Here is a 20,988-nt window from a genome sequence, read left to right on the forward strand (position 1 = left end):
CCTTCATTGTCCCTTACCCGGGGACCACTCCACGCCCAGGGTCGGCCGTCCCTCATGATGGACCACACACAGGGAGGAACCGCCATGCCCGCACTTCGGACACTGCTGGCGATACCCCTGGCAGCAGCCCTGTTCTGGACGTTTCCGGGCAGTTCCACGACGCTCGCGGCCCCGGCCACGGACGCCACTCTTCCGTTGCTGGTCACGCAGGGCAAGGCCCCCGCCGCGGCGCTGCTCGCCCGCGAGGGCACGAAGACCCGTTTCGTGCGCACCGGCCCCACGATCCGCCGCGCCGACCACTTCCGGGCGGGGAGCATCACGAAGTCGTTCATCGCGACCGTCGTCCTTCAACTCGCCGCCGAACACCGCCTCCGGCTCTCCGACACGGTGGACGACCACCTCCCCGGCCGGCTGCGTGACCACGCCATCTCCCTCCACTCGCTTCTCACCCACACCAGTGGCCTGCCCGACTTCACGGCGCGCACGCACGGCACGACCCCGGTCTCCCCCACAACGGCCGTACGCCTGGCCGAATCCGACCCGCCGAAGGCCCGCGGCCACTGGTCGTACTCGAACACGAACTACGTCCTGCTCGGCATGGTCATCGGCCAGGTCACAGGGCACTCGTACGCGACCGAGGCCCGCCGCCGCATCATCGAACCGCTCCACCTCACGGGCACGTCCTTCCCCGGTACCCGCACCAAGCTGCCCCGCCCGCACGGCCGCGCGTACGACGCGTCGGGCCGCGACGTGACCACCCTGAACCCACGCGTGGCCGGCGCCGCGGGCGAACTGATCTCCACCCTCACCGACCTGAACCGCTTCTACACAGCCCTCCTGAAGGGCCGCCTCCTCCCCCCGACCCAGCTCCGCGCGATGCTCAACACCCGTAGCGCACAAGGCCACTACGGAATGGGCCTCTACCCCACGAAACTCCCCTGCGGAACGACGGTGTGGGGCCACAACGGCCGCATAGAGGGCAGCTACGTCCGCACAGCGACGACGAGAACGGCCTCCACAGTCATCACGTTCCGCACGAACACGGACACCCTGACCGAGGCCCCCCGACTGGAACGCCGCCTACTGACGGCCGAGTTCTGCCCACGCCTCACCCCGACGCCCCCTCCCAGCCCGTCCGACGCTTGAGAACGAGCGCAAACCCACCACTCAGCCCGCCCCGCACTTGAGGACAAGCACAAACCCACCACTCAGCCCGTCCGGCGCTTGAGGACGAGCCCGCAGGGCGAAGGGGGGCCTGGGGGCACAGCCCCCAGCGCAACCCCGGCACAAGCATCCAGCCCGCACACACAGACCGGCACATCAGAGCGGCACAATATCCGGCGCCCCCAATCGCGCGGCGTCGGCCGAGAGGTCATCCGGCTGACGCTGGGACTCCCGCTCAGCCAGCACCCGCTTCTCGTAGTGCTCCACCTCCCGCTCGATCTGGTCCTTGTCCCAGCCGAGCACCGGAGCCATCAGCTCCGCCGCCTCACGCGCGCACCGCGTCCCCCGGTCGAACGTCTCGATCGAGATCCGTGTGCGCCGCGTCAGCACATCGTCGAGATGCCGCGCCCCCTCGTGCGAGGCGGCGTACACGACCTCGGCCCGCAGATAGTCGTCGGCGCCGGTGAGGGGCGCGCCGAGCCCGGGGTCGACCGCCACCAGGTCGAGCAGCTCCTCCGCCAACGACCCGTACCGGTTGAGCAGATGCTCCACCCGCACCACATGGAGCCCGGTCCGCGCGGCGATCCTCGCCCGCGCGTTCCACAGCGCGTGATAGCCCTCGGCCCCGACCAGCGGGACGTCCTCGGTGACGCAGTCGGCGACGCGCTGGTCGAGCCCGTGCACCGCCTCGTCGACCGCGTCCTTCGCCATGACCCGGTACGTCGTGTACTTGCCGCCCGCCACGACCACGAGCCCCGGCACGGGGTGCGCCACCGTGTGTTCGCGCGAGAGCTTGCTCGTGGCGTCGGACTCGCCGGCGAGCAGGGGCCGCAGGCCCGCGTAGACCCCTTGGACGTCGTCACGCGTGAGGGGCACCGCGAGCACCGAGTTCACATGCTCGAGCAGATAGTCGATGTCGGCGCTGGAGGCTGCGGGGTGCGCCTTGTCGAGGTCCCATTCCGTGTCCGTGGTGCCCACGATCCAGTGGCGCCCCCACGGGATCACGAACAGGACGCTCTTCTCGGTCCTCAGGATGAGCCCGGTCGTCGAGTTGATCCGGTCCTTGGGCACGACGAGGTGGATGCCCTTGGACGCGCGTACGTGGAACTGGCCCCGCTCGCCCACCATCGCCTGCGTGTCGTCGGTCCACACACCCGTCGCGTTGACGATCTGGCGGGCGCGGATCTCGTACTCGCCGCCGCCCTCCACGTCCTCGACGCGGGCGCCGACGACGCGCTCGCCCTCCCGCAGGAAGCCCGTCACACGCGCCCTGTTGGCGACCTTCGCCCCGTACATCGCGGCCGTGCGCACCAGCGTCGCCACATATCGCGCGTCGTCCATCTGCGCGTCGTAGTACTGCAACGCGCCGACGAGGGCGTCCTTCTTGAGCGCGGGCGCGACCCGCAGCGCCTGACGCCGGCTCAGATGACGGTGCATGGGCAGGCCGCGCCCGTGCCCGCGCGCCATCGACATCGCGTCGTACAGGGCGACGCCCGAGCCCGCGTACAGCCGCTCCCAGCCCTTGTGCTGGAGGGGATACAGGAACGGAACCGGCTTCACGAGATGTGGGGCGAGGCGCTCAAGGAGCAGACCGCGCTCCTTGAGCGCCTCGCGTACGAGCGCGAAGTCGAGCATCTCCAGATACCGGAGCCCGCCGTGGATCAGCTTGCTCGACCGGCTCGACGTGCCGGAGGCCCAGTCCCGCGCCTCGACCAGGCCGGTGGACAGTCCACGGGTCGCGGCGTCGAGCGCGGTTCCCGCGCCGACCACTCCCGCGCCCACGACCAGGACGTCCAGCTCACGCTCGGCCATTCCCGCGAGCGCCTCGGCACGCTCCGCCGGTCCCAGTGTCGCTGTCCTCACTGCTACCTCCCGCTGTCGGTCAGTCGGCGTCGGTCCAGTCGGTCCCACCGGCGTCACCTGTCCGGTGTGCCCCGGCTCTCATCCCCCATTCACCGATTCTGACCGCCGTGCCCGACTTCAGCCACCACTCACCCGCAGCCTGTGGACAACACTCCCGGATTCCCAGCCCCGCAATACCGCATAACGGTCATATTTACTCCTAGTCTGACATTGCGCTCGTCCATCTTGTCCACAGGGCTTGCGCTCCCCTCCCGCTCCGGCTATTGGGAAGGACGGCCCACCGCCATGCCCGCAGATCTCGCCGTCATCGGACTCGGTCACCTCGGCCTGCCCCTCGCCCAGGCCGCCGTCGCCACCGGCATCGCCACCATCGGCTACGACCCCACACGCGCCACCGACCTCGCGGCCGGCCGCCTCCCCGGCGACGGCGCCGAGGGAACCCTGACCGCCGCCGACATCCGCCGGATGCTCTCGGGGGGCTTCCGGCCGACCGGCGACCCCGTCGAACTCGGCCGCGTCCGTACCGCCGTCATCTGCGCCCCCGCCCCCCTCGGCGCGGACCGCTCCCTCGACCTCGCACAGCTCACCGACGCCACACGCGCCCTCGCCGCCCGCCTGCGCCCCCACACCACCGTGATCATCGAGACCCCGGTCGCCCCCGGCACCACCGAAAGCGTCCTGCGCCCCCTCCTGGAGGACGGCTCGGGGCTGCGCGCCGGCCGCGACTTCCACCTCGCCTACTCCCCCGGCCGCCTCGACCCCGGCAGCCGCACGCACGCGTACGCCACGACCCCCAAGGTCATCGGCGGCCTCACCCCCGCCTGCACGGAATCGGCCGCCGCCTTCTACGGCCGCCTGTCCGACAAGGTCGTACGCGCGCGTGGACCACGCGAGGCCGAGACCGTCCAGCTCCTGGAGACCAACTACCGCCACGTCAACATCGCCCTGGTCAACGAGATGGCCGTCCTCTGCCACGACCTGGGCGTCGATCTGTGGGACGTCATCCGCTGCGCCGAGACCAAGCCCTTCGGCTTCCAGGCGTTCCGCCCCGGCCCCGGCGTCGGCGGCCACGGAGTCCCCCAGGACCTCTCACGCCCGCCCCTCCCGGTCCACCCCCTGCGCATGGTGGAACTGGCCCAGCAGGTCAACCAGCACATGCCCCAGTACGTGATCCAGCGCGCCGCCACCCTCCTCAACGAGCACGGCAAGTCGGCCCGCGGCGCCCGCGTCCTGCTCCTCGGCATCACCTACAAGCCCGACGTCGCCGACCTGGAGGGCACCCCCGCCCAGGAGATCGCCACCCGGCTGATGCAGCTGGGCGCCGCGGTCAGCTACCACGACCCGCACATCCCGTCGTGGAACGTCCTCGGCCGCCCCGTCCCCCGCGCGGACTCCCTCTACGAGGCCGCCGCCGACGCCGACCTGACGATCCTGCTCCAGCAGCACCGCACGTACGACCTCCAGGGCCTGTCCGTGAAGGCCCAGCTCCTCCTGGACACCCGGGGCGCCACCCCGACAGGCGCGGCCCACCGCCTGTAGAGGCCCTCCACGAAGAGTTGTAACGGCCCTCTACGGAGATGGGGCCCGCACCGAAAGCGGTGCGGGCCCCATCTCCGTAGAACTGCGTCAGCGGCGGTGCTGCGAGTCCGCCACCGTGACCTCGACCCGCTGGAACTCCTTGAGCTCGCTGTAGCCGGTCGTCGCCATGGCGCGCTTGAGGGCGCCGAAGAAGTTCATCGAACCGTCAGGGGTGTGCGAAGGCCCGGTGAGGACCTCCTCCGTCGTACCGACGGTCCCGAGGTCGACCTTCTTGCCGCGCGGCACGTCCTCGTGGACGGCCTCCATGCCCCAGTGGTGGCCCTTGCCGGGCGCGTCCGTGGCGCGCGCCAGCGGGGAGCCCATCATCACGGCGTCGGCGCCGCAGGCGATCGCCTTCGGCAGGTCGCCGGACCAGCCCACGCCACCGTCGGCGATCACGTGCACGTACCGGCCGCCGGACTCGTCCATGTAGTCGCGGCGAGCGGCGGCCACATCGGCGACAGCGGTCGCCATCGGCACCTGGATGCCCAGCACGTTGCGCGTGGTGTGCGCGGCACCGCCACCGAAGCCGACGAGCACACCGGCCGCGCCGGTGCGCATCAGGTGCAGCGCGGCGGTGTACGTGGCGCAGCCGCCCACGATGACCGGCACGTCCAGCTCGTAGATGAACTGCTTCAGGTTCAGCGGCTCGGCGGCACCGGAGACGTGCTCGGCGGACACGGTGGTCCCCCGGATCACGAAGATGTCGACGCCCGCGTCCACGACGGCCTTGGAGAACTCGGCGGTGCGCTGCGGCGAGAGCGCGGCGGCGGTGACGACACCGGAGTCGCGCACCTCCTTGATGCGCTGCCCGATCAGGTCGGCCTGGATGGGCGCGGCGTAGATCTCCTGGAGGCGCCGCGTGGCGACGTCGGAGTCCAGTTCGGCGATCTCGTCGAGGAGCGGCTGCGGGTCCTCGTAGCGGGTCCACAGTCCCTCGAGGTTCAGCACGCCGAGGCCACCGAGCTCCCCGATCCGGATGGCGGTGGCCGGCGAGACGACCGAGTCCATGGGAGCGGCCAGGAACGGCAGCTCAAAGCGGTAGGCGTCGATCTGCCAGGCGATCGAGACCTCCTTCGGGTCACGCGTACGGCGGCTCGGTACGACGGCGATGTCGTCGAAGGCGTACGCCCTGCGGCCGCGCTTGCCGCGCCCGATCTCGATCTCAGTCACGTGTGTGGCCTTTCCCTCTGCGTCTCAGCGCCTTCCAGTATCCCCGACATACGCGCCAGGGGCGGCCCCGGGAACCCCGGGACCGCCCCTGGCGCTGCCTTCGACTGTCGGCGACTACTTGCTGCGGCTGTAGTTCGGCGCTTCGACCGTCATCTGAATGTCGTGCGGGTGGCTCTCCTTGAGGCCCGCGGACGTGATCCTCACGAAGCGGCCCTTGGTCTCCATCTCGTCGATGGAGGTGGCGCCCACGTAGCCCATCGTCTGGCGCAGACCGCCGACGAGCTGGTGCAGCACGTTGGCCAGCGGGCCGCGGTAGGGCACCTGACCCTCGATGCCCTCGGGCACGAGCTTGTCGTCGGAGGCGACGTCGGCCTGGAAGTAGCGGTCCTTGGAGTACGACCGGCCCTGCCCACGCGACTGCATCGCCCCGAGGGAACCCATGCCGCGGTACGACTTGAACTGCTTGCCGTTGATGAACATCAGCTCACCCGGGGACTCCTCACAGCCCGCGAGCAGGCTGCCCAGCATCACCGTGTCGGCACCGGCGGCGAGCGCCTTGCCGATGTCGCCGGAGTACTGCAGACCGCCGTCACCGATGACCGGGACGCCGGCGGCACGGGCGGCGAGCGCCGCCTCGTAGATCGCGGTGACCTGCGGGACGCCGATACCGGCGACCACGCGCGTGGTGCAGATGGAGCCGGGGCCCACACCGACCTTCACGCCGTCGACACCGGCGTCGATCAGGGCCTGCGCGCCGTCGCGCGTCGCGACGTTGCCGCCGATGACGTCGACGCTGACGCTGGACTTGATCTTCGCCATCCAGTTCAGGGCGTTGCTGTTGTGACCGTGCGAGGTGTCGACGATGAGGAAGTCCACACCCGCCTCGGCCAGCGCCTGCGCGCGCTCCAGAGCCTCAGGGCTCGCGCCGACCGCGGCACCGACGAGGAGGCGGCCCTCGGCGTCCTTCGCGGCGTTCGGGTACTGCTCGGCCTTCACGAAGTCCTTGACCGTGATGAGGCCCTTGAGGACACCCGAGTCGTCGACCAGCGGAAGCTTCTCGATCTTGTGGCGGCGCAGCAGCTCCATGGCGTCGACGCCGGAGATGCCGACCTTGCCGGTCACGAGCGGCATGGGCGTCATGACCGCGCGCACCTGCTGGCTGCGGTCGGACTCGAACGCCATGTCGCGGTTGGTGACGATGCCGAGCAGCTTGCCCGCCGGGTCGGTCACCGGGACGCCGCTGATGCGGAACTTCGCACACAGCGCGTCGGCCTCGGCCAGCGTCGCGTCCGGATGCACGGTGATCGGGTCGGTCACCATGCCGGACTCGGAACGCTTCACGAGGTCGACCTGGTTGACCTGGTCCTCGATCGACAGGTTGCGGTGCAGCACGCCGACGCCACCCTGCCGCGCCATGGCGATGGCCATGCGGGACTCGGTGACCTTGTCCATCGCCGCGGACAGCAGCGGGATGTTCACGCGCACGTTGCGGGAGATGCGGGACGAGGTGTCGACCGCGTTCGGGAGGACCTCGGACGCGCCCGGCAGCAGCAGCACGTCGTCGTAGGTCAGCCCGAGTGTCGCGAATTTCTCGGGCACTCCGTCGACGTTTGCAGTCATGACACCTTCCCCAAATGGCCTTGATCGGTGCGGATGTCCATGCTAACGGGATCCGGAGGTGTCTCATTCCACGATCAAGATCACCGAGCAGATTTGTACGTTCACACGTGCGCAATCCGCGCTCTGCCCGGGGTTGGCCTTACGCGCGCGTGGCGCGTCTCACTCGTCGGGTCACTGCTCGGCGAGCGCCCTCAGCCGGCTGAGCGCGCGGTGCTGCGCGACGCGGACGGCGCCCGGCGACATGCCGAGCATCTGCCCGGTCTCCTCGGCGGTGAGGCCGACGGCGATCCTGAGCAGCAGCAGCTCGCGCTGGTTCTCCGGAAGGTTGGCGAGGAGCTTCTTCGCCCACTCCGCATCGCTGCTGAGCAGGGCCCTCTCCTCCGGCCCGAGCGAGTCGTCCGGCCGCTCCGGCATCTCGTCGGAGGGCACGGCGGTGGAACCGGGATGCCGCATGGCGGCGCGCTGCAGGTCGGCGACCTTGTGCGCGGCGATGGCGAAGACGAACGCCTCGAAGGGGCGCCCGGTGTCCTTGTAGCGCGGCAGCGCCAGGAGCACCGCGACACAGACTTCCTGCGCGAGATCCTCCACGAAGTGCCGCGCGTCACCCGGCAGTCGGGTCAGACGGCTGCGGCAGTAGCGGATCGCGAGGGGATGGACGTGCGCGAGGAGGTCGTGCGTGGCCTGCTCGTCGCCTTCGACGGCGCTGTGGACCAGGGCACCGATGGCTCCTGGGGCGGCTGCCTCGTCGTCGCGCATCGGTCCATGGTGCCTTGGCTGCGTCCGATCCGTGGCACCGCGTCCGTAGTTGTGCACTGAAGCGTTATGAGCAGGTGCGCCGGAACTCATCTCGTGCGCCCTCCCCTTCCGCTCGACCGACTCGTCCCTGAGGAACTCCACAACTCAAGGATGCGGCATGTCCGGCGAAACGAGGACCGGCGGCCGTCCGCAGCCCCGTCCGCCCTGGGGCGGACGGGGATCGCTGTGCCCCGCGGCGGCGCATCGTGCGCCTTAGCGGACCAGGCCCCAGCGGAAGCCGAGCGCCACGGCGTGCGCACGGTCCGAGGCGCCGAGCTTCTTGAAGAGGCGGCGTGCGTGCGTCTTGACCGTGTCCTCGGAGAGGAAGAGCTCGCGCCCGATCTCCGCGTTGGAACGGCCGTGACTCATGCCCTCGAGCACCTGGATCTCACGCGCCGTGAGCGTCGGCGCCGCACCCATCTCGGCCGACCGCAGTCTGCGCGGCGCGAGCCGCCAGGTCGGGTCGGCGAGCGCCTGCGTGACGGTCGCCCGCAGCTCGGCGCGCGAGGCGTCCTTGTGCAGATAGCCACGGGCACCGGCAGCGACGGCCAGCGCCACACCGTCCAGGTCCTCGGCCACGGTGAGCATGATGATGCGCGCACCGGGATCGGCGGACAGCAGCCGCCGGACCGTCTCGACGCCGCCCAGACCGGGCATGCGTACGTCCATCAGAATCAGGTCCGAGCGGTCGGCGCCCCAGCGGCGGAGGACTTCCTCGCCGTTGGCCGCGGTCGTCACGCGCTCCACGCCGGGGACGGTCGCGACCGCTCGGCGGAGCGCTTCTCGGGCAAGCGGGGAGTCGTCGCAGACGAGGACGGATGTCATGACCGTCCTCCGCAGCTGATGCGCGTCACCTTGGGCCTCCAGGCTGGTACGAATCGTCACCTGTGCGGTCGACGCTCTCGGACAGATGCCCGAGCGCTTGTTCCTTCAACCGCCTCCGCACTCTCAACGACGGTCACCCGAAAGAGTTACGGGTTTGGCGGCCTGCTTCGGCACTCTACGTGAGGGACCGGACACAAAGCAGACGGCGCAAGCGACCCGCAAGGATTCACCACAAGATGTGCCCCATTTAGCCCTTTTTCTTCACTTTCAGTGGTGTCTGAGGCTAGATTCGTAATGAGTCATATTTTCATCTCCTTAGACAGTAGATGTACGGTTCTTGGGCACCGTATCCGCGGCAGAACGGCTACAAGGGGACACAGCAATGGCAGATTTCTCCCGCCTTCCCGGACCGAACGCAGATCTGTGGGACTGGCAGCTCCTCGCGGCCTGCCGCGGGGTGGACAGCTCGCTCTTCTTCCATCCGGAGGGGGAACGGGGAGCGGCGCGCAGCGCCCGCGAGAACTCGGCCAAAGAGGTCTGTATGAGGTGTCCGGTGCGCGCGGAGTGCGCTGCTCATGCGCTCCAGGTACGCGAGCCGTACGGCGTATGGGGCGGGCTGACCGAGGACGAGCGCGAGGAGCTCATGGGCCGCGCCCGCAACCGGCTCGTCGCCGCCGCACCGGCGCCCGCAGGCAGCGGGCCCCCCACGGTGAACAATTGAAGGAACGTTTCTCCAAAGTGGGCGCACAGAGCCGTGCCCACGGATTTGTTGTGACGTGCCCACGGGCTTGTAAGGACTCGATCAGCGGGCCGCGGCCCGCGCCAGGTGGTCGAGCGTGGCTGCCACGGCCGGCACCTGAGCCAGGTCGGGCAGTGTGAGGGCGACGATCTCGCGCTGCACGGCCGGTTCCACGGTCACTGTGCGTGCACCCTTGGGGCGTACGGATTCGATGGCGAGTTCCGGCAGAACCGCCACGCCGAGGCCGGCGCCGACCAGGCCGATCACCGCCGGATAGTCGTCGGTGGCGAAGTCGATGCGCGGGGTGAATCCCGCCCCCTCGCAGACCTCCACCAACTGCCGCCGACAGCGCGGACAGCCCGCGATCCAGGGCTCGTCGGCCAGCTCGGCGATGGACACCGCGTCCGACTTGGCGAGACGGTGCCCCTCTGGGACGAGGCCGACGAGACGGTCGGCGAGCAGCGGACGTACGACGAGGTCGTCCCAGTCCTCAGCCGCCTGGGCCCCTCCTTGGCCCTCCCGTCTCCCACCCTTGCCCTCAGGCGCTTCACGCCGCCCCTCGTACCTGAAGGCCAGGGCCACGTCGCAGTCACCCTCGCGCAGCATCTCGACCGAGCGCGGCGGCTCCGCCTCCACCAGGGAGACGCGGGTTCCGGGGTGCGCTGCGCGCAGGGCGGCCAGCGCAGTGGGGACGAGCGTGGAGCTGCCGCTGGGGAAGGAGACGAGGCGGACACGGCCGGCGCGCAGGCCCGCAATGGCCGCGACCTCTTCCTCCGCCGCGGTCAGCCCGGCCAGGATTCCCGCCGCGTGTCGCACCAGGGCCTCACCTGCCTGGGTGAGCCGCATCTCGCGGCCGGTGCGGATGAGGAGCGGGGTGCCGGCGGAGGATTCGAGTGCCTTCATCTGCTGGCTGACCGCGGGCTGTGTGCAGCCGAGTTCGCGGGCGGCGGCCGAGAAGGAGCCGGTGGCGGCCACGGCGCGCAGGACACGGAGATGACGGGCCTCGATCATGCTTCAAGCATAAGGGTGCCTTGGATGCAACGGGAAATATTGCATCGACGCTTTGGCGCCGCGTCGCTTAGCGTGCCGTCATGAAGCTTCTGTCTCTGAATGTGGGGCACCCCGAGGCCAGTGAGTACACCGACCAGGCCGAGGGCGTGACGGGTATCGACAAGCAGCCGGTGCAGGGCCCCGTCCGGGTGGCGGCGCCCGGGCCCAAGGGGGTCGGCGCGAGCGGCCTCGAAGGGGACGCCGTGTGCGACATGCGGCATCACGGCGGCGACGACCAGGCGGTGTACGCCTTCGCCCGCGAGGACCTCGACGAGTGGGAGGGCACACTCGGCCACGATCTGCGCAACGGCTCGTTCGGCGAGAACCTCACCACCGAGGGTGTCGACGTGACGGGCGCGAAGATCGGCGAGCGCTGGCGCATCGGCTCGGACCTGGTCCTGGAGGTCGCCTCCGGCCGGATCCCCTGCCGCACCTTCCAGGGTCACCTCGGCGAGAAGGGGTGGGTCAAGCGCTTCACGGCGCGCGCCGCACCGGGCGCGTATCTGCGGGTGATCGAGCCGGGTTCGATCCGGGCGGGCGACTCGATCGAGATCGTGCGTCGGCCCGACCACGAGGTGACCGTCGCCTTCCAGTTCCGCGCCGTCACGACCGATCGCGAGCTGCTGCCGCGCCTGCTCGTCGCGGCGGACGCACTTGCCCCCGAGGCCGTCGAGGCGGCTCGCACGTACATGGCCAAGTACGGAAACGGAAAAAGGGTCCCGGCAACGGCAGATGCGCAGCGGGAGTAGGGCGGGGTTGGCCCGCGAGGCGGCGACGGGCTTGACCCGTCGGGCGGTAGCGGGCTTGCCCATGCGCCGGTTGCAGCCCTGATCCGCGCCGTTGTCAGGGAAAACCCGGGCGCCGTACGGGGGTTGAATCGGGGGCGGGTGGGGGGGCGTCCCCGATGTGGCGGGGGTGGGCCGGGCGGGAAGCTCGACGCATGTCCCCATTCAAACGCGTTCTCCTCGCGGCCGGCTCGGTCGTCGCCGTCGTGACACTCGCTATCGGCGGCGGCTTCGTGCGGCTGTGGAGCGGCGCCGGCACCGTCGGCACCGTCGGCAAAGGGTTTGTACGGCAGTTGCGGGCAGCGAACGCCCTGCGAGCACCATCACCTCAACTACCAGCATATATAGGCCTATGGGAGATACCGGACGCCAAGGGGCGGTGCGCGAGCGCCACTTCGGCCTGACGGAGTCGGGGCTCAAGGGCCGGAGGATGCAGTGGTCGTGGTCAAGGGGCCACGCGCGGGGACGCCCGAGCGTGGTCATGCCCACGGCTGTCACTAGCCTTGCCCCATGACTACCGCTCTGATTACGGGATCCACCTCGGGGATCGGTGCCGCGTTCGCGCGCCGGCTCGCCGCGGACGGCCACGACCTCGTCCTGGTGGCGCGTGACACCAAGCGGCTGCGGGAGCAGGCCACCGAGCTCCACGACCGGCACGGCATCGAGGCCGAGGTGCTCACGGCGGACCTCGCCACCGACGAGGGCATCGGCGCCGTCGAGGCACGGCTGACCGACCGCAAGCGGCCGGTGGACCTGTTGGTCAACAACGCGGGCTTCGGCAACAAGGGCCAGTACCTGGAGGTTCCGCTCGCCGACGAGTTGACCATGCTGAAGGTGCACTGCGAGGCGGTCCTGCGGCTCACGTCCGCCGCGGTGGCGCCGATGCGTGAGCGCGGCAGGGGCGGCGTGGTGAACGTGGCGTCGGTGGCGGCGTTCGTGCCGCGCGGGACGTACGGCGCGTCGAAGGCGTGGGTCGTGCAGTTCACGCAGGGCGCGGCGCGGGATCTGGCCGGCAGCGGTGTGCGGCTGATGGCGCTCTGCCCGGGCTTCGTCCGTACGGAGTTCCACGAGCGGGCCGCGATGGGCACGGACAACATCCCCAAGTGGATGTGGCTCGACGCCGACAAGCTGGTGGCGGCGGCGCTCGCCGACCTGGCGCGCGGCAAGTCACTGTCGATCCCGGATCCGCGGTACAAGGCATTGATGGGCGTCGTGAAGCTGGCGCCGCGCGGACTGCTCGGCGGCGTCACGGCGAAGACGGGGCGTAAGTACGGGCCCCAGTAAGGCGCGGCGAGTCCCGGTTCGACCGGGACTCGGTCCCGCCCGGTCGTTACACGGCGGTGGGAGGATGGAGCTGTCCGGACCTTACGCAGGGGGATGCAGGGGGGCCGGGAGGCGGCGTCATGGCGTTCGTGCAACTGATCGACTGCAAGACCAGCCGATTCGACGAGATGAACCAGCTCATGGACACATGGGCCGAGCAGACAAAGGGGAAGCGGACCGCGACGCACAACCTGATCGGAAAGGACCGGTCCGACGCGTCGCACTTCATCGAGATCGTGGAGTTCCCGTCGTACGAGGAGGCGATGCGGAACTCGAACCTTCCGGAGACCGACACGATCTTCCAGGAGATGGTCGCCCTCTGCGACGAGATGCCCACCTTCACCGATCTGGACGTGGTGCGGGACGAGCAGTTGTACGCGGGGAACGCACGCCGGTTCTTCGAGACGCTCGCCACCGAGGGTGAACTGCCCCCGCTCAACGACCTGCTCGCGGAGGACTATCACGACCACGATCCCGCCAACGTGACGGACACCATCGGTCTCGACGCGATGCGGCGAGAGATCGAGATGTACCGCCTCGGGTTCGACCTCGAATTCACCATCGACGACCAGATCACCGAAGGCGACCGGGTGTGCACGCGGTGGACCTTCAACGCCAACCACAACGGCGGCTTCATGGGAATCCCGGCGACGGGCAAACAGGTCACCATGACCGGCGCGACCATCTTCCGGTTCCAGGAGGACGGGAAGATCGTCGAGGGCTGGTGGCAGAACGACCGGCTGGGGCTGATGGCCCAGCTCGGCGCGCTCGATCAGCTCGAATCCTGACCGTACGGGCCCGGACCGGCGCCGCGAACGCCGAGGCCCGGCCCCGCGGCAAGCGCGGAACCGGGCCTCGTACGAACAGACGCCAGTGCGACCGGCGCTGCGCTGATCGCTCAGCGCACCAGTCACTCAGCGCACTGGTCGCTCAGCGCACTAGTGGGAGTGGCCGTGCCCGTGGCCGCCGGCCTCGGGCTCCTCCTCCGCCGGCTTCTCGACGACCAGGGTCTCGGTCGTGAGCAGCAGCGAAGCGATGGACGCGGCGTTCTCCAGGGCGGAGCGGGTGACCTTGACCGGGTCGATGACGCCGGCCTTGACCAGGTCGCCGTACTCACCGGTCGCAGCGTTGAAGCCCTGGCCCTTGTCGAGCTCGGCGACCTTCGAGGTGATGACGTAGCCCTCGAGGCCGGCGTTCTCGGCGATCCAGCGCAGCGGCTCGACGGCGGCGCGGCGGACGACCGCGACACCGGTGGCCTCGTCGCCGGTCTTGTCGAGGTTGCCCTCGAGGACCTTGACGGCGTGCACCAGAGCGGAGCCACCACCGGAGACGATGCCCTCCTCGACCGCGGCGCGGGTCGCGGAGATGGCGTCCTCCAGACGGTGCTTCTTCTCCTTGAGCTCCACCTCGGTGGCGGCGCCGACCTTGATCACGCACACGCCGCCGGCGAGCTTCGCGAGGCGCTCCTGGAGCTTCTCGCGGTCCCAGTCGGAGTCCGTGTTCTCGATCTCGGCCTTGATCTGGTTGACGCGGCCCGCGACGTCGGCGGAGTTGCCGCCACCGTCGACGATGACCGTGTCGTCCTTGGTGATCGTCACGCGACGAGCGGTGCCGAGCACCTCGAGACCGGCCTGGTCGAGCTTGAGGCCGACCTCCTCGGCGATGACGGTGGCACCGGTGAGGGTGGCCATGTCGCCGAGCATCGCCTTGCGGCGGTCACCGAAGCCGGGCGCCTTGACGGCGACGGCGTTGAACGTGCCGCGGATCTTGTTCACGACCAGGGTCGACAGGGCCTCGCCCTCGACGTCCTCGGCGATGATCAGGAGCGGCTTGGAGCCACCGGCCTGGATGACCTTCTCCAGCAGCGGCAGCATGTCCTGGATGGAGGAGATCTTGCCCTGGTTGATCAGGATGTACGGGTCCTCGAGCACGGCCTCCATGCGCTCCTGGTCCGTCACGAAGTACGGAGACAGGTAGCCCTTGTCGAAGGCCATGCCCTCGGTGAAGTCCAGCTCGAGCCCGAAGGTGTTGGACTCCTCGACGGTGATGACACCGTCCTTGCCGACCTTGTCCATCGCCTCGGCGATGAGCTCGCCGACCTGCGAGTCCTGGGCGGACAGACCGGCGACAGCGGCGATGTCGGCCTTGTCCTCGATCGGGCGGGCGGTCGCGAGGAGCTCCTCGGACACGGCCTTGACCGCGGCGTCGATGCCCTTCTTCAGGGCGGCCGGGGAAGCGCCGGCGGCGACGTTGCGCAGGCCTTCCTTGACCAGGGCCTGGGCGAGCACGGTGGCGGTGGTGGTGCCGTCACCCGCGATGTCGTTGGTCTTGGTCGCCACCTCCTTCACCAGCTGGGCGCCGAGGTTCTCGTACGGGTCGTCGATCTCGACCTCGCGGGCGATCGTGACACCGTCGTTGGTGATGGTGGGAGCGCCGAACTTCTTGTCGATGACGACGTTGCGGCCCTTGGGGCCGATCGTCACCTTGACCGTGTCGGCAAGCTTGTTGACGCCGCGCTCGAGGGCGCGACGGGCGTCCTCGTCGAACTTCAGGATCTTCGCCATGGAGCTGTTGGTCCTCTCGAACGAACTGCGCCCCCGACGCCCGGCATGCTGAGAAAAGTCGCAGCTGAGTAGCAGGGTGCCAGGGGCGCAGAACTAAAACAGTGGGTGAATTACTTCTCGACGATCGCGAGCACGTCGCGAGCCGAGAGGACGAGGTACTCCTCGCCGTTGTACTTCACCTCGGTGCCGCCGTACTTGCTGTACAGCACGATGTCGCCGGTCTGCACGTCGAGCGGCAGGCGCTCGCCGTTCTCGAAGCGGCCCGGGCCAACGGCGAGGACGACGCCCTCCTGGGGCTTCTCCTTCGCGGTGTCCGGGATGACCAGGCCAGAGGCGGTGGTCTGCTCAGCGTCGAGCGGCTGGACCACAATGCGGTCCTCGAGCGGCTTGATGGCAACCTTGGAGCTGGTGGTCGTCACGATCCGACCTCCCCCTTCGGAGATCACGGGGTTAACTGTCTGAGGTGGCGACCAGGTGGATCCGTCGTCGCGGGTGCCGGACCTGCCCGTCGCTATTGGCACTCTCCAGTGGGGAGTGCCAGGGCCGAGACTATGACTGCGATTAGCACTCGGTCAAGCGGAGTGCCAATTCAGTGAGGGCGAGTCCTCCGCACGGCCCCTCCGGCAGTTCCGCCGGTTCCGTCAAAGGCCCCTCCGGCAGAGTTCCGTCACAGGTAGTCCTCGAGCCTCCCCACCGTGAACCCCTGGGCCTGGATACGGCGCAGCAGTCGCGCCGTCATGTCGGTGAGCGCCGTTCCGTGCGGGTCGTCGCCGTCACGGAACTCGGCCCTGACGATGTCTCCGGGACGCGGCCGGTCCCCCGCCGCATCCGCGTCACGCAGGTGGTCGCTCCGCAACGTGACGTGCCACAGGACCACGGCGTCGACCCCGCAGGTGGCGGCCGCACGCAGGGTGTCCTGGTCGTAGTCGCCGAACGGCGGGCGCAACAGGCGGGGGCGGGTGCCGAAGCGGTCCTTCAGCCGGTCCTGCTGGCCGCAGATCTCGGCGTGCTGCTCGGCGTACGGAAGTGCGGGCAGGGAGTGGCGGTTGAGGGTCTGGTTCTGCACGCCCGCGCCGAGGGTCCGCAGCTTGCCGAAGGGGTCGCGGCCGGGGCCCGCGACACCGTCCGTGAGGAAGACGCTGACGGGCAGCCGCAGGTCGCGGACCATATCGGCGAAGTGCGGGTCGCGCTCCACGCCGTCGTCGAAGGTCAGGAAGACGACCCGGTCCTTGGTGCGGACGTGGTCCACGACGGGAGGGAGCGCGTACGGGCGCGGTCCCGCCCCGGCCGCGTGGCGTGCGGGGGGTCTCGGCGCCGGGGCGAGCGGGGCGGAGAGCCCCCAGCGGCGGTAGGCGTCCGGAGCGGGGCCGCCCTCAGAAGCGTGGTCCTTGAGAGGCGTGGCATGAGCCGGCGCCCTGCCCGCCGCCTTCCCTGACCCGGGCGCGCTCGCCGACTCGCTCGCACCCCAGGAACCACCCGGCGCACCCCAAGAACCACCGCGCGCGCCCCAAGATCCACTCCGCACGCCCCACGAACCACCCCCGACACTTCCGGCGTCCCCGGCACCCCCGGCGGCACCGGCGGCCACACCCTCGCCCGGCGTGGGCGCCGGTGCCGGGTGGTTCAGGTGGTTCAGGTGGTTCGGGTGGCGCGGGTGGCTCGAGTGGCTGACCTTCTCGGCCGCCTTCCTGCTGAGCCGCTCGATCGGGTCCACGGACCGGGCGCACCCGGTGAGCAGCGCGGGTGCGAGGACACCGGCGGCCAGGGCGGCGGCGAGCAGCCGCCGGGGCCCGGTGCGCACGGGGGCCCGTCGCGCCCGGCCGGACATCACAGGTAGTCCTCCAGCCTGGCCACCGCGTACCCCTTGTCGGTGACGTACTTCAAGAGCCGGCGGACCATGTCGGGCATGGTGCCCTTCCACTCGTCGGGGCCGCGGAAGTGGCTCAGGATGATGTCACCCGGGCGCAGGTCCTTGTCCTCCTCGCGCCACTCGAAGTGGTCGACGAACACCTCTTCGTTCCAGATCGGGGCGTACTTGATGCCGCAGGACCTGGCGGCGCGCAGCGTGTCCCGGTTGTAGTTGCCGTAGGGCGGACGGAAGGCCACGGGCTGCTGGCCGTACTGCTCCTGCATGGTGCGCTGCATGCCGCAGATCTCGCGCTGCTGCTCCTCGTAGGACAGGCCCGGCAGATACGGGTGCGTCAGCGTGTGGTTGTTCAGCGTGACGCCGCGCGACTGCATGTCCCTGAAGTAGCCGTAGTCGTCATTCACCAGGTAGTCGCTGAGGAAGGCGGTGTACGGGATCTTCAGGTCGCTCATCATCTCCAGGAACGCCGGGTCCTTCTCGGAACCGTCGTCGATGGTGAGGAACACGACCTTGTCCGTGGTCGGCACGGTCGTGAAGACGGGCGGCAGGCCCTCCTGGCCCTGGACCTCGAAGCCCTTGCGAGCCCTGATCACGGGCTTCCTGGCGGGCGCGGGCGGCGCGAGGAGCGGCGGCTCGGCCAGGCGCCACTTCTTGGCCATCGCGACCCGGGCGGCCTGGGTGGCGCGCAGGTTGCCCGAGTAGGAGTCGAGCGCGCGGGCGGGCGGAGCGTGGAGGGGCTGCGGACCGGGCGCCGGCTTGACCGCGTCGGCGCCTCCGGACGCGGCACCTCCGGCCACCGTGCACCCCGAGGCGACCGCGCAGGCGGCGAGTACGGCGAGGCCGGCCCGCGCGCGGCCGTGCCGGGCCCTCCGGCCCACCGTCCCCTTCGCGGCCCTTTTGTCGTTTTGTCGCACAAGTCGCATGGCGCCGGATCCTCGCAGCTCACCGCACCGATCAGGGCCCGACACCGCGGCCGGGCGCGCACCGTCCACCGACTGGCCCACAATGGGCCTGGTGAACGACCTCGCCTCCTTCAGCTCGCTGCTCTCCCCGGAGGGCCAGGCGCTTCTCGACGACGTACGGGACATCACCCCCGGGCAGGAGCTCGCCGTCGCCACCCGGCTGCGCCGCGGCCATCCGGCGGACCTCGTCTCGGCGGCCATCGCGCAGGCCAGGCTGCGCCAGCGCGCCGCGGCGAAGTTCGGCGAGGGGGACGCGCGCCGCATGTACTTCACCGCGAACGGCGTCGAGCAGGCGACCCGCACGAGCGTCGCCACCCACCGCGCCGAGGAGTTCGAAGCACTCGGGGTGCGCTCCGTCGCCGACCTGTGCTGTGGCATCGGCGGCGACGCGATCGCGCTGGCCCGCGCCGGGATCTCCGTACTCGCCGTCGACCGCGACCCCCTGACCTGCGAGGTCGCGCGGGCGAACGCGCGGGCCCTGGGCCTCGACGGGCTGATCGAGGTCCGCAAGGCCGATGTCACCGAGGTCGACACGGAGCCGTACGACGCGGTGTTCGTCGACCCTGCGCGCCGGGGCGGCGGCAGGGGAGGCGGCCGGATCTTCGACCCGGAGGCGTACTCCCCGCCCCTGTCCTGGGCGGTCGGCGCGGCGCTCGGCGCCCGGCACGCGGCCCTGAAGATCGCGCCCGGCATCCCCCACGAGGCGATCCCCGACGCGGCCGACGCCGAGTGGATCTCGGACGGCGGGGACGTGAAGGAGGCCGTGCTCTGGTTCGGCACCGAGCCGGGCCGCATGCGGGCGACACTGCTCCCGGGGCCGCGCGCACTCACCGGCCACGGCCTCCCCGACCCCGAAGTGCGGCCCGTGGGGCGGTACTTGTACGAGCCCGACGGCGCCGTCATCCGCGCCCACCTGGTCGCCGACGTGGCCGAGGAGGTCGGGGGCGGGCTGATCGACGAGATGATCGCCTACGTCACGTCCGACACGCTGCACGCGACGCCGTACGCCACCGCGTACGAGATCACGGACCAACTCCCCTTCAACGTAAAGAGATTGAAGGCGCTGCTGCGGGAGCGTGAGGTCGGGATCCTGACGGTGAAGAAGCGGGGGTCGGCGGTGGAGCCGGAGGAGTTGCGCCGCAAGGCCCTGCCCAAGCGGCACGGCCCGCACGCGGTGACGGTCTTCCTGACCCGCGTCGCGGGCGCCCCGACGATGCTCCTCGGCGCGCCCGCGCAACCGGTCACCGCCGCGGCCTCTCCCGAACCGAAGAACGAGAGGCCCTAGGGTCTTTCGTCCGGATCAGAGGGTCCCTGACCGCACGCCCCATCCGCAGCCCCATCCCTACTCCCCATCCGCATGCCTCAATCGCACGCCTCCGCCCGCGCCAGCAGCAGCTCCCGCTCCCGTTCGTTGCGGGTCAGCGAAGCGGCCCGCTCGAACTCGGCCCGCGCCTCCTCGCGCCGCCCGAGCCGCTCAAGGAGGTCTCCGCGCACGCTCGGCAGCAAGTGGTAGTCGCGCAGCGCCGGTTCAGCGGCCAGGGCGTCGACCAGGGCGAGGCCGGCCGCGGGACCCTCGGCCATGGACACGGCCACCGCCCGGTTCAGCTCCACGACGGGAGACGGCGCACGTGCGGCGAGCAGCCCGTACAGAGTGGCGATCCCCGCCCAGTTCGTCTCCGCGTACGTGTGGGCGTGCGCGTGGCTGGCGGCGATCGCGGCCTGGAGGGCGTACGGGCCGGGGCCGCCCCCCGTGGACACCGCGTCCGCCCGGCCGAGCGCCGCGAACCCGCGCCGGATCAGGAGCTGGTTCCAGCGCGTACGGTCCTGGTCCTTGAGCAGAACGGGCTGGCCCGACGGGCCGGTACGGGCGGCCGAGCGCGAGGCCTGGAGCTCCAACAGGGCTGCCAGGCCGTGCACTTCGGGCTCCTTCGGCATCAGGCCGGCCAGCAGCCGGGCGAGCCGCAGCGCGTCCTCGCACAGGCCGGGGCGCAGATAGTCGTCGCCCGCCGTGGCCGCGTACCCCTCGTTGAAGATGAGGTAGATGACCTCGAGGACGGAGCCGAGGCGGGCCGCCCGGTCGGGTCCGTAGGGCACTTCGAAGGCGACGTTCTTCGTGGCGAGGGTGCGTTTCGCGCGCACGATGCGCTGGGCGACCGTCGCCTCGGGGGCCAGCACGGCACGGGCGATCTCGGCGGTGGTCAGGCCGCCGAGCAGCCGCAGCGTGAGCGCGACCCGGGCCTCGGCGGACAGGACCGGGTGACAGGCCGTGAAGACGAGACGGAGCAGGTCGTCGTCGATGTCGTCCGGATCCGCGGGCTCGTCCAGGTGGGGCGGCATGGCCTCCAGGTCGCGGCCGACCTCCGCCAGCTTGCGCGCGTACCGCTCCTTGCGGCGCACGAGGTCGATCGCCCGGTGCTTGGCGGTGGCCATGAGCCAGGCCCCGGGGTTGTCGGGGATCCCCTCGTCCGGCCACTGCTCCAGGGCGGCGACGAGCGCGTCCTGCGCGAGTTCCTCCGCTATGCCCACGTCCCGCACGATGCGCGTGACACCGGCGATGATGCGGGGCGCCTCCAGACGGAAGACGGTCTCGATGGCGTGGGCCGCTTCGGCAGTACGTTCTGCTGTCACGGCCCACCATCAGACACCCGCGGCCGTACGGCGGCCAAGAGCCTTTCCGGCG

19 protein-coding genes are annotated in these 20,988 nt (G+C 70.4%); 8 read left to right on the forward strand and 11 right to left on the reverse strand.

The window, feature by feature from the left end; all coding sequences use genetic code 11:
* Positions 1-84: 84 nt before the first annotated feature.
* Positions 85-1,146, forward strand: a complete 1,062-nt coding sequence (locus ACIPWY_RS28645; protein WP_393703407.1) for a serine hydrolase domain-containing protein — start codon at positions 85-87, stop codon at positions 1,144-1,146.
* Between the two features lie 174 nt (positions 1,147-1,320).
* Here ACIPWY_RS28645 and ACIPWY_RS28650 read toward each other — a convergent pair whose 3' ends face one another.
* Positions 1,321-3,027: a glycerol-3-phosphate dehydrogenase/oxidase gene (locus ACIPWY_RS28650; protein WP_393703405.1), complete on the reverse strand. Its 1,707-nt coding sequence runs from the start codon at positions 3,025-3,027 to the stop codon at positions 1,321-1,323.
* A gap of 285 nt (positions 3,028-3,312) precedes the next feature.
* Here ACIPWY_RS28650 and ACIPWY_RS28655 point away from each other — a divergent pair, with 285 nt between their 5' ends.
* A complete protein-coding gene (locus ACIPWY_RS28655; protein ID WP_393703403.1) occupies positions 3,313-4,566 on the forward strand; it encodes a nucleotide sugar dehydrogenase in 1,254 nt (417 codons plus the stop codon).
* An 87-nt stretch (positions 4,567-4,653) separates the two neighbouring features.
* Here the strand turns inward: ACIPWY_RS28655 and ACIPWY_RS28660 are convergent, their stop codons facing one another.
* From ACIPWY_RS28660 to ACIPWY_RS28675, 4 genes are all read right to left on the reverse strand, one after another.
* Positions 4,654-5,778: a GuaB3 family IMP dehydrogenase-related protein gene (locus tag ACIPWY_RS28660; protein ID WP_362904215.1), complete on the reverse strand. Its 1,125-nt coding sequence runs from the start codon at positions 5,776-5,778 to the stop codon at positions 4,654-4,656.
* A gap of 114 nt (positions 5,779-5,892) precedes the next feature.
* Positions 5,893-7,398: an IMP dehydrogenase gene (gene guaB, locus ACIPWY_RS28665; RefSeq protein ID WP_393703401.1), complete on the reverse strand. Its 1,506-nt coding sequence runs from the start codon at positions 7,396-7,398 to the stop codon at positions 5,893-5,895.
* A gap of 171 nt (positions 7,399-7,569) precedes the next feature.
* Positions 7,570-8,154, reverse strand: coding sequence for a sigma-70 family RNA polymerase sigma factor (locus ACIPWY_RS28670; protein WP_362904211.1), 585 nt, complete (start codon positions 8,152-8,154; stop codon positions 7,570-7,572).
* A gap of 252 nt (positions 8,155-8,406) precedes the next feature.
* Positions 8,407-9,018, reverse strand: coding sequence for a response regulator transcription factor (locus ACIPWY_RS28675; RefSeq protein WP_003948568.1), 612 nt, complete (start codon positions 9,016-9,018; stop codon positions 8,407-8,409).
* Positions 9,019-9,400: 382 nt separating this feature from the next.
* On the opposite strand from ACIPWY_RS28675, the gene ACIPWY_RS28680 reads away from it, so the two are divergent.
* A complete protein-coding gene (locus ACIPWY_RS28680; RefSeq protein ID WP_362904209.1) occupies positions 9,401-9,739 on the forward strand; it encodes a WhiB family transcriptional regulator in 339 nt (112 codons plus the stop codon).
* An 81-nt stretch (positions 9,740-9,820) separates the two neighbouring features.
* Here ACIPWY_RS28680 and ACIPWY_RS28685 read toward each other — a convergent pair whose 3' ends face one another.
* A complete protein-coding gene (locus tag ACIPWY_RS28685) occupies positions 9,821-10,768 on the reverse strand; it encodes a LysR family transcriptional regulator (protein ID WP_362904207.1) in 948 nt (315 codons plus the stop codon).
* 80 nt (positions 10,769-10,848) lie between these two features.
* Here ACIPWY_RS28685 and ACIPWY_RS28690 point away from each other — a divergent pair, with 80 nt between their 5' ends.
* The 4 genes from ACIPWY_RS28690 to ACIPWY_RS28705 all read left to right on the forward strand — a co-directional run bounded on the left by ACIPWY_RS28690 (position 10,849) and on the right by ACIPWY_RS28705 (position 13,703).
* Positions 10,849-11,556, forward strand: a complete 708-nt coding sequence (locus ACIPWY_RS28690) for an MOSC domain-containing protein (protein ID WP_362904205.1) — start codon at positions 10,849-10,851, stop codon at positions 11,554-11,556.
* Between the two features lie 191 nt (positions 11,557-11,747).
* Entirely contained in the window at positions 11,748-11,996 is a 249-nt protein-coding gene (locus ACIPWY_RS28695; protein WP_362904204.1) for a hypothetical protein, read from the forward strand.
* A 106-nt stretch (positions 11,997-12,102) separates the two neighbouring features.
* A complete protein-coding gene (locus tag ACIPWY_RS28700; RefSeq protein ID WP_362904202.1) occupies positions 12,103-12,876 on the forward strand; it encodes an SDR family oxidoreductase in 774 nt (257 codons plus the stop codon).
* Positions 12,877-12,995: 119 nt separating this feature from the next.
* Entirely contained in the window at positions 12,996-13,703 is a 708-nt protein-coding gene (locus ACIPWY_RS28705) for an ester cyclase (protein WP_362904200.1), read from the forward strand.
* Between the two features lie 150 nt (positions 13,704-13,853).
* Here ACIPWY_RS28705 and groL read toward each other — a convergent pair whose 3' ends face one another.
* The 4 genes from groL to ACIPWY_RS28725 form a co-directional block, all read right to left on the reverse strand.
* Entirely contained in the window at positions 13,854-15,479 is a 1,626-nt protein-coding gene (gene groL, locus ACIPWY_RS28710; RefSeq protein WP_362904198.1) for a chaperonin GroEL, read from the reverse strand.
* A gap of 110 nt (positions 15,480-15,589) precedes the next feature.
* Positions 15,590-15,898, reverse strand: a complete 309-nt coding sequence (groES, locus tag ACIPWY_RS28715; RefSeq protein ID WP_073810087.1) for a co-chaperone GroES — start codon at positions 15,896-15,898, stop codon at positions 15,590-15,592.
* A gap of 248 nt (positions 15,899-16,146) precedes the next feature.
* Positions 16,147-16,728 (reverse strand): polysaccharide deacetylase family protein, encoded by a 582-nt coding sequence (locus tag ACIPWY_RS28720; RefSeq protein ID WP_393703395.1) that lies wholly within the window; start codon positions 16,726-16,728, stop codon positions 16,147-16,149.
* 578 nt (positions 16,729-17,306) lie between these two features.
* Positions 17,307-18,269 carry a polysaccharide deacetylase family protein gene (locus ACIPWY_RS28725; RefSeq protein WP_393703393.1) on the reverse strand — a complete coding sequence of 321 codons (963 nt, stop codon included), beginning with the start codon at positions 18,267-18,269 and terminating at the stop codon, positions 17,307-17,309.
* Between the two features lie 91 nt (positions 18,270-18,360).
* Here ACIPWY_RS28725 and ACIPWY_RS28730 point away from each other — a divergent pair, with 91 nt between their 5' ends.
* The gene (locus tag ACIPWY_RS28730) at positions 18,361-19,593 is read left to right on the forward strand and encodes a methyltransferase domain-containing protein (protein ID WP_401535631.1); all 1,233 of its coding nucleotides are present in this window, start codon (positions 18,361-18,363) and stop codon (positions 19,591-19,593) included.
* A 77-nt stretch (positions 19,594-19,670) separates the two neighbouring features.
* On the opposite strand, the gene ACIPWY_RS28735 is transcribed toward ACIPWY_RS28730, so the two are convergent.
* Positions 19,671-20,936, reverse strand: coding sequence for a DUF6596 domain-containing protein (locus ACIPWY_RS28735; RefSeq protein ID WP_362904189.1), 1,266 nt, complete (start codon positions 20,934-20,936; stop codon positions 19,671-19,673).
* Positions 20,937-20,988 lie beyond the last annotated feature (52 nt).

Source organism: Streptomyces sp. NPDC090032 (genome assembly GCF_044748025.1).
Lineage (GTDB): Bacteria > Actinomycetota > Actinomycetes > Streptomycetales > Streptomycetaceae > Streptomyces.

Bases quoted from the DNA above. Each gene is read 5' to 3' on its own strand.
- ACIPWY_RS28645 (WP_393703407.1), top strand. From the start codon at position 85: ATGCCCGCACTTCGGACACTGCTGGCGATACCCCTGGCAGCAGCCCTG.
- ACIPWY_RS28655 (WP_393703403.1), top strand. From the start codon at position 3,313: ATGCCCGCAGATCTCGCCGTCATCGGACTCGGTCACCTCGGCCTGCCC.
- guaB (WP_393703401.1), bottom strand. From the start codon at position 7,398: ATGACTGCAAACGTCGACGGAGTGCCCGAGAAATTCGCGACACTCGGG.
- ACIPWY_RS28670 (WP_362904211.1), bottom strand. From the start codon at position 8,154: ATGCGCGACGACGAGGCAGCCGCCCCAGGAGCCATCGGTGCCCTGGTC.
- ACIPWY_RS28675 (WP_003948568.1), bottom strand. From the start codon at position 9,018: ATGACATCCGTCCTCGTCTGCGACGACTCCCCGCTTGCCCGAGAAGCG.
- ACIPWY_RS28680 (WP_362904209.1), top strand. From the start codon at position 9,401: ATGGCAGATTTCTCCCGCCTTCCCGGACCGAACGCAGATCTGTGGGAC.
- ACIPWY_RS28685 (WP_362904207.1), bottom strand. From the start codon at position 10,768: ATGATCGAGGCCCGTCATCTCCGTGTCCTGCGCGCCGTGGCCGCCACC.
- ACIPWY_RS28690 (WP_362904205.1), top strand. From the start codon at position 10,849: ATGAAGCTTCTGTCTCTGAATGTGGGGCACCCCGAGGCCAGTGAGTAC.
- ACIPWY_RS28695 (WP_362904204.1), top strand. From the start codon at position 11,748: ATGTCCCCATTCAAACGCGTTCTCCTCGCGGCCGGCTCGGTCGTCGCC.
- ACIPWY_RS28700 (WP_362904202.1), top strand. From the start codon at position 12,103: ATGACTACCGCTCTGATTACGGGATCCACCTCGGGGATCGGTGCCGCG.
- ACIPWY_RS28705 (WP_362904200.1), top strand. From the start codon at position 12,996: ATGGCGTTCGTGCAACTGATCGACTGCAAGACCAGCCGATTCGACGAG.
- groL (WP_362904198.1), bottom strand. From the start codon at position 15,479: ATGGCGAAGATCCTGAAGTTCGACGAGGACGCCCGTCGCGCCCTCGAG.
- ACIPWY_RS28725 (WP_393703393.1), bottom strand. From the start codon at position 18,269: ATGCGACTTGTGCGACAAAACGACAAAAGGGCCGCGAAGGGGACGGTG.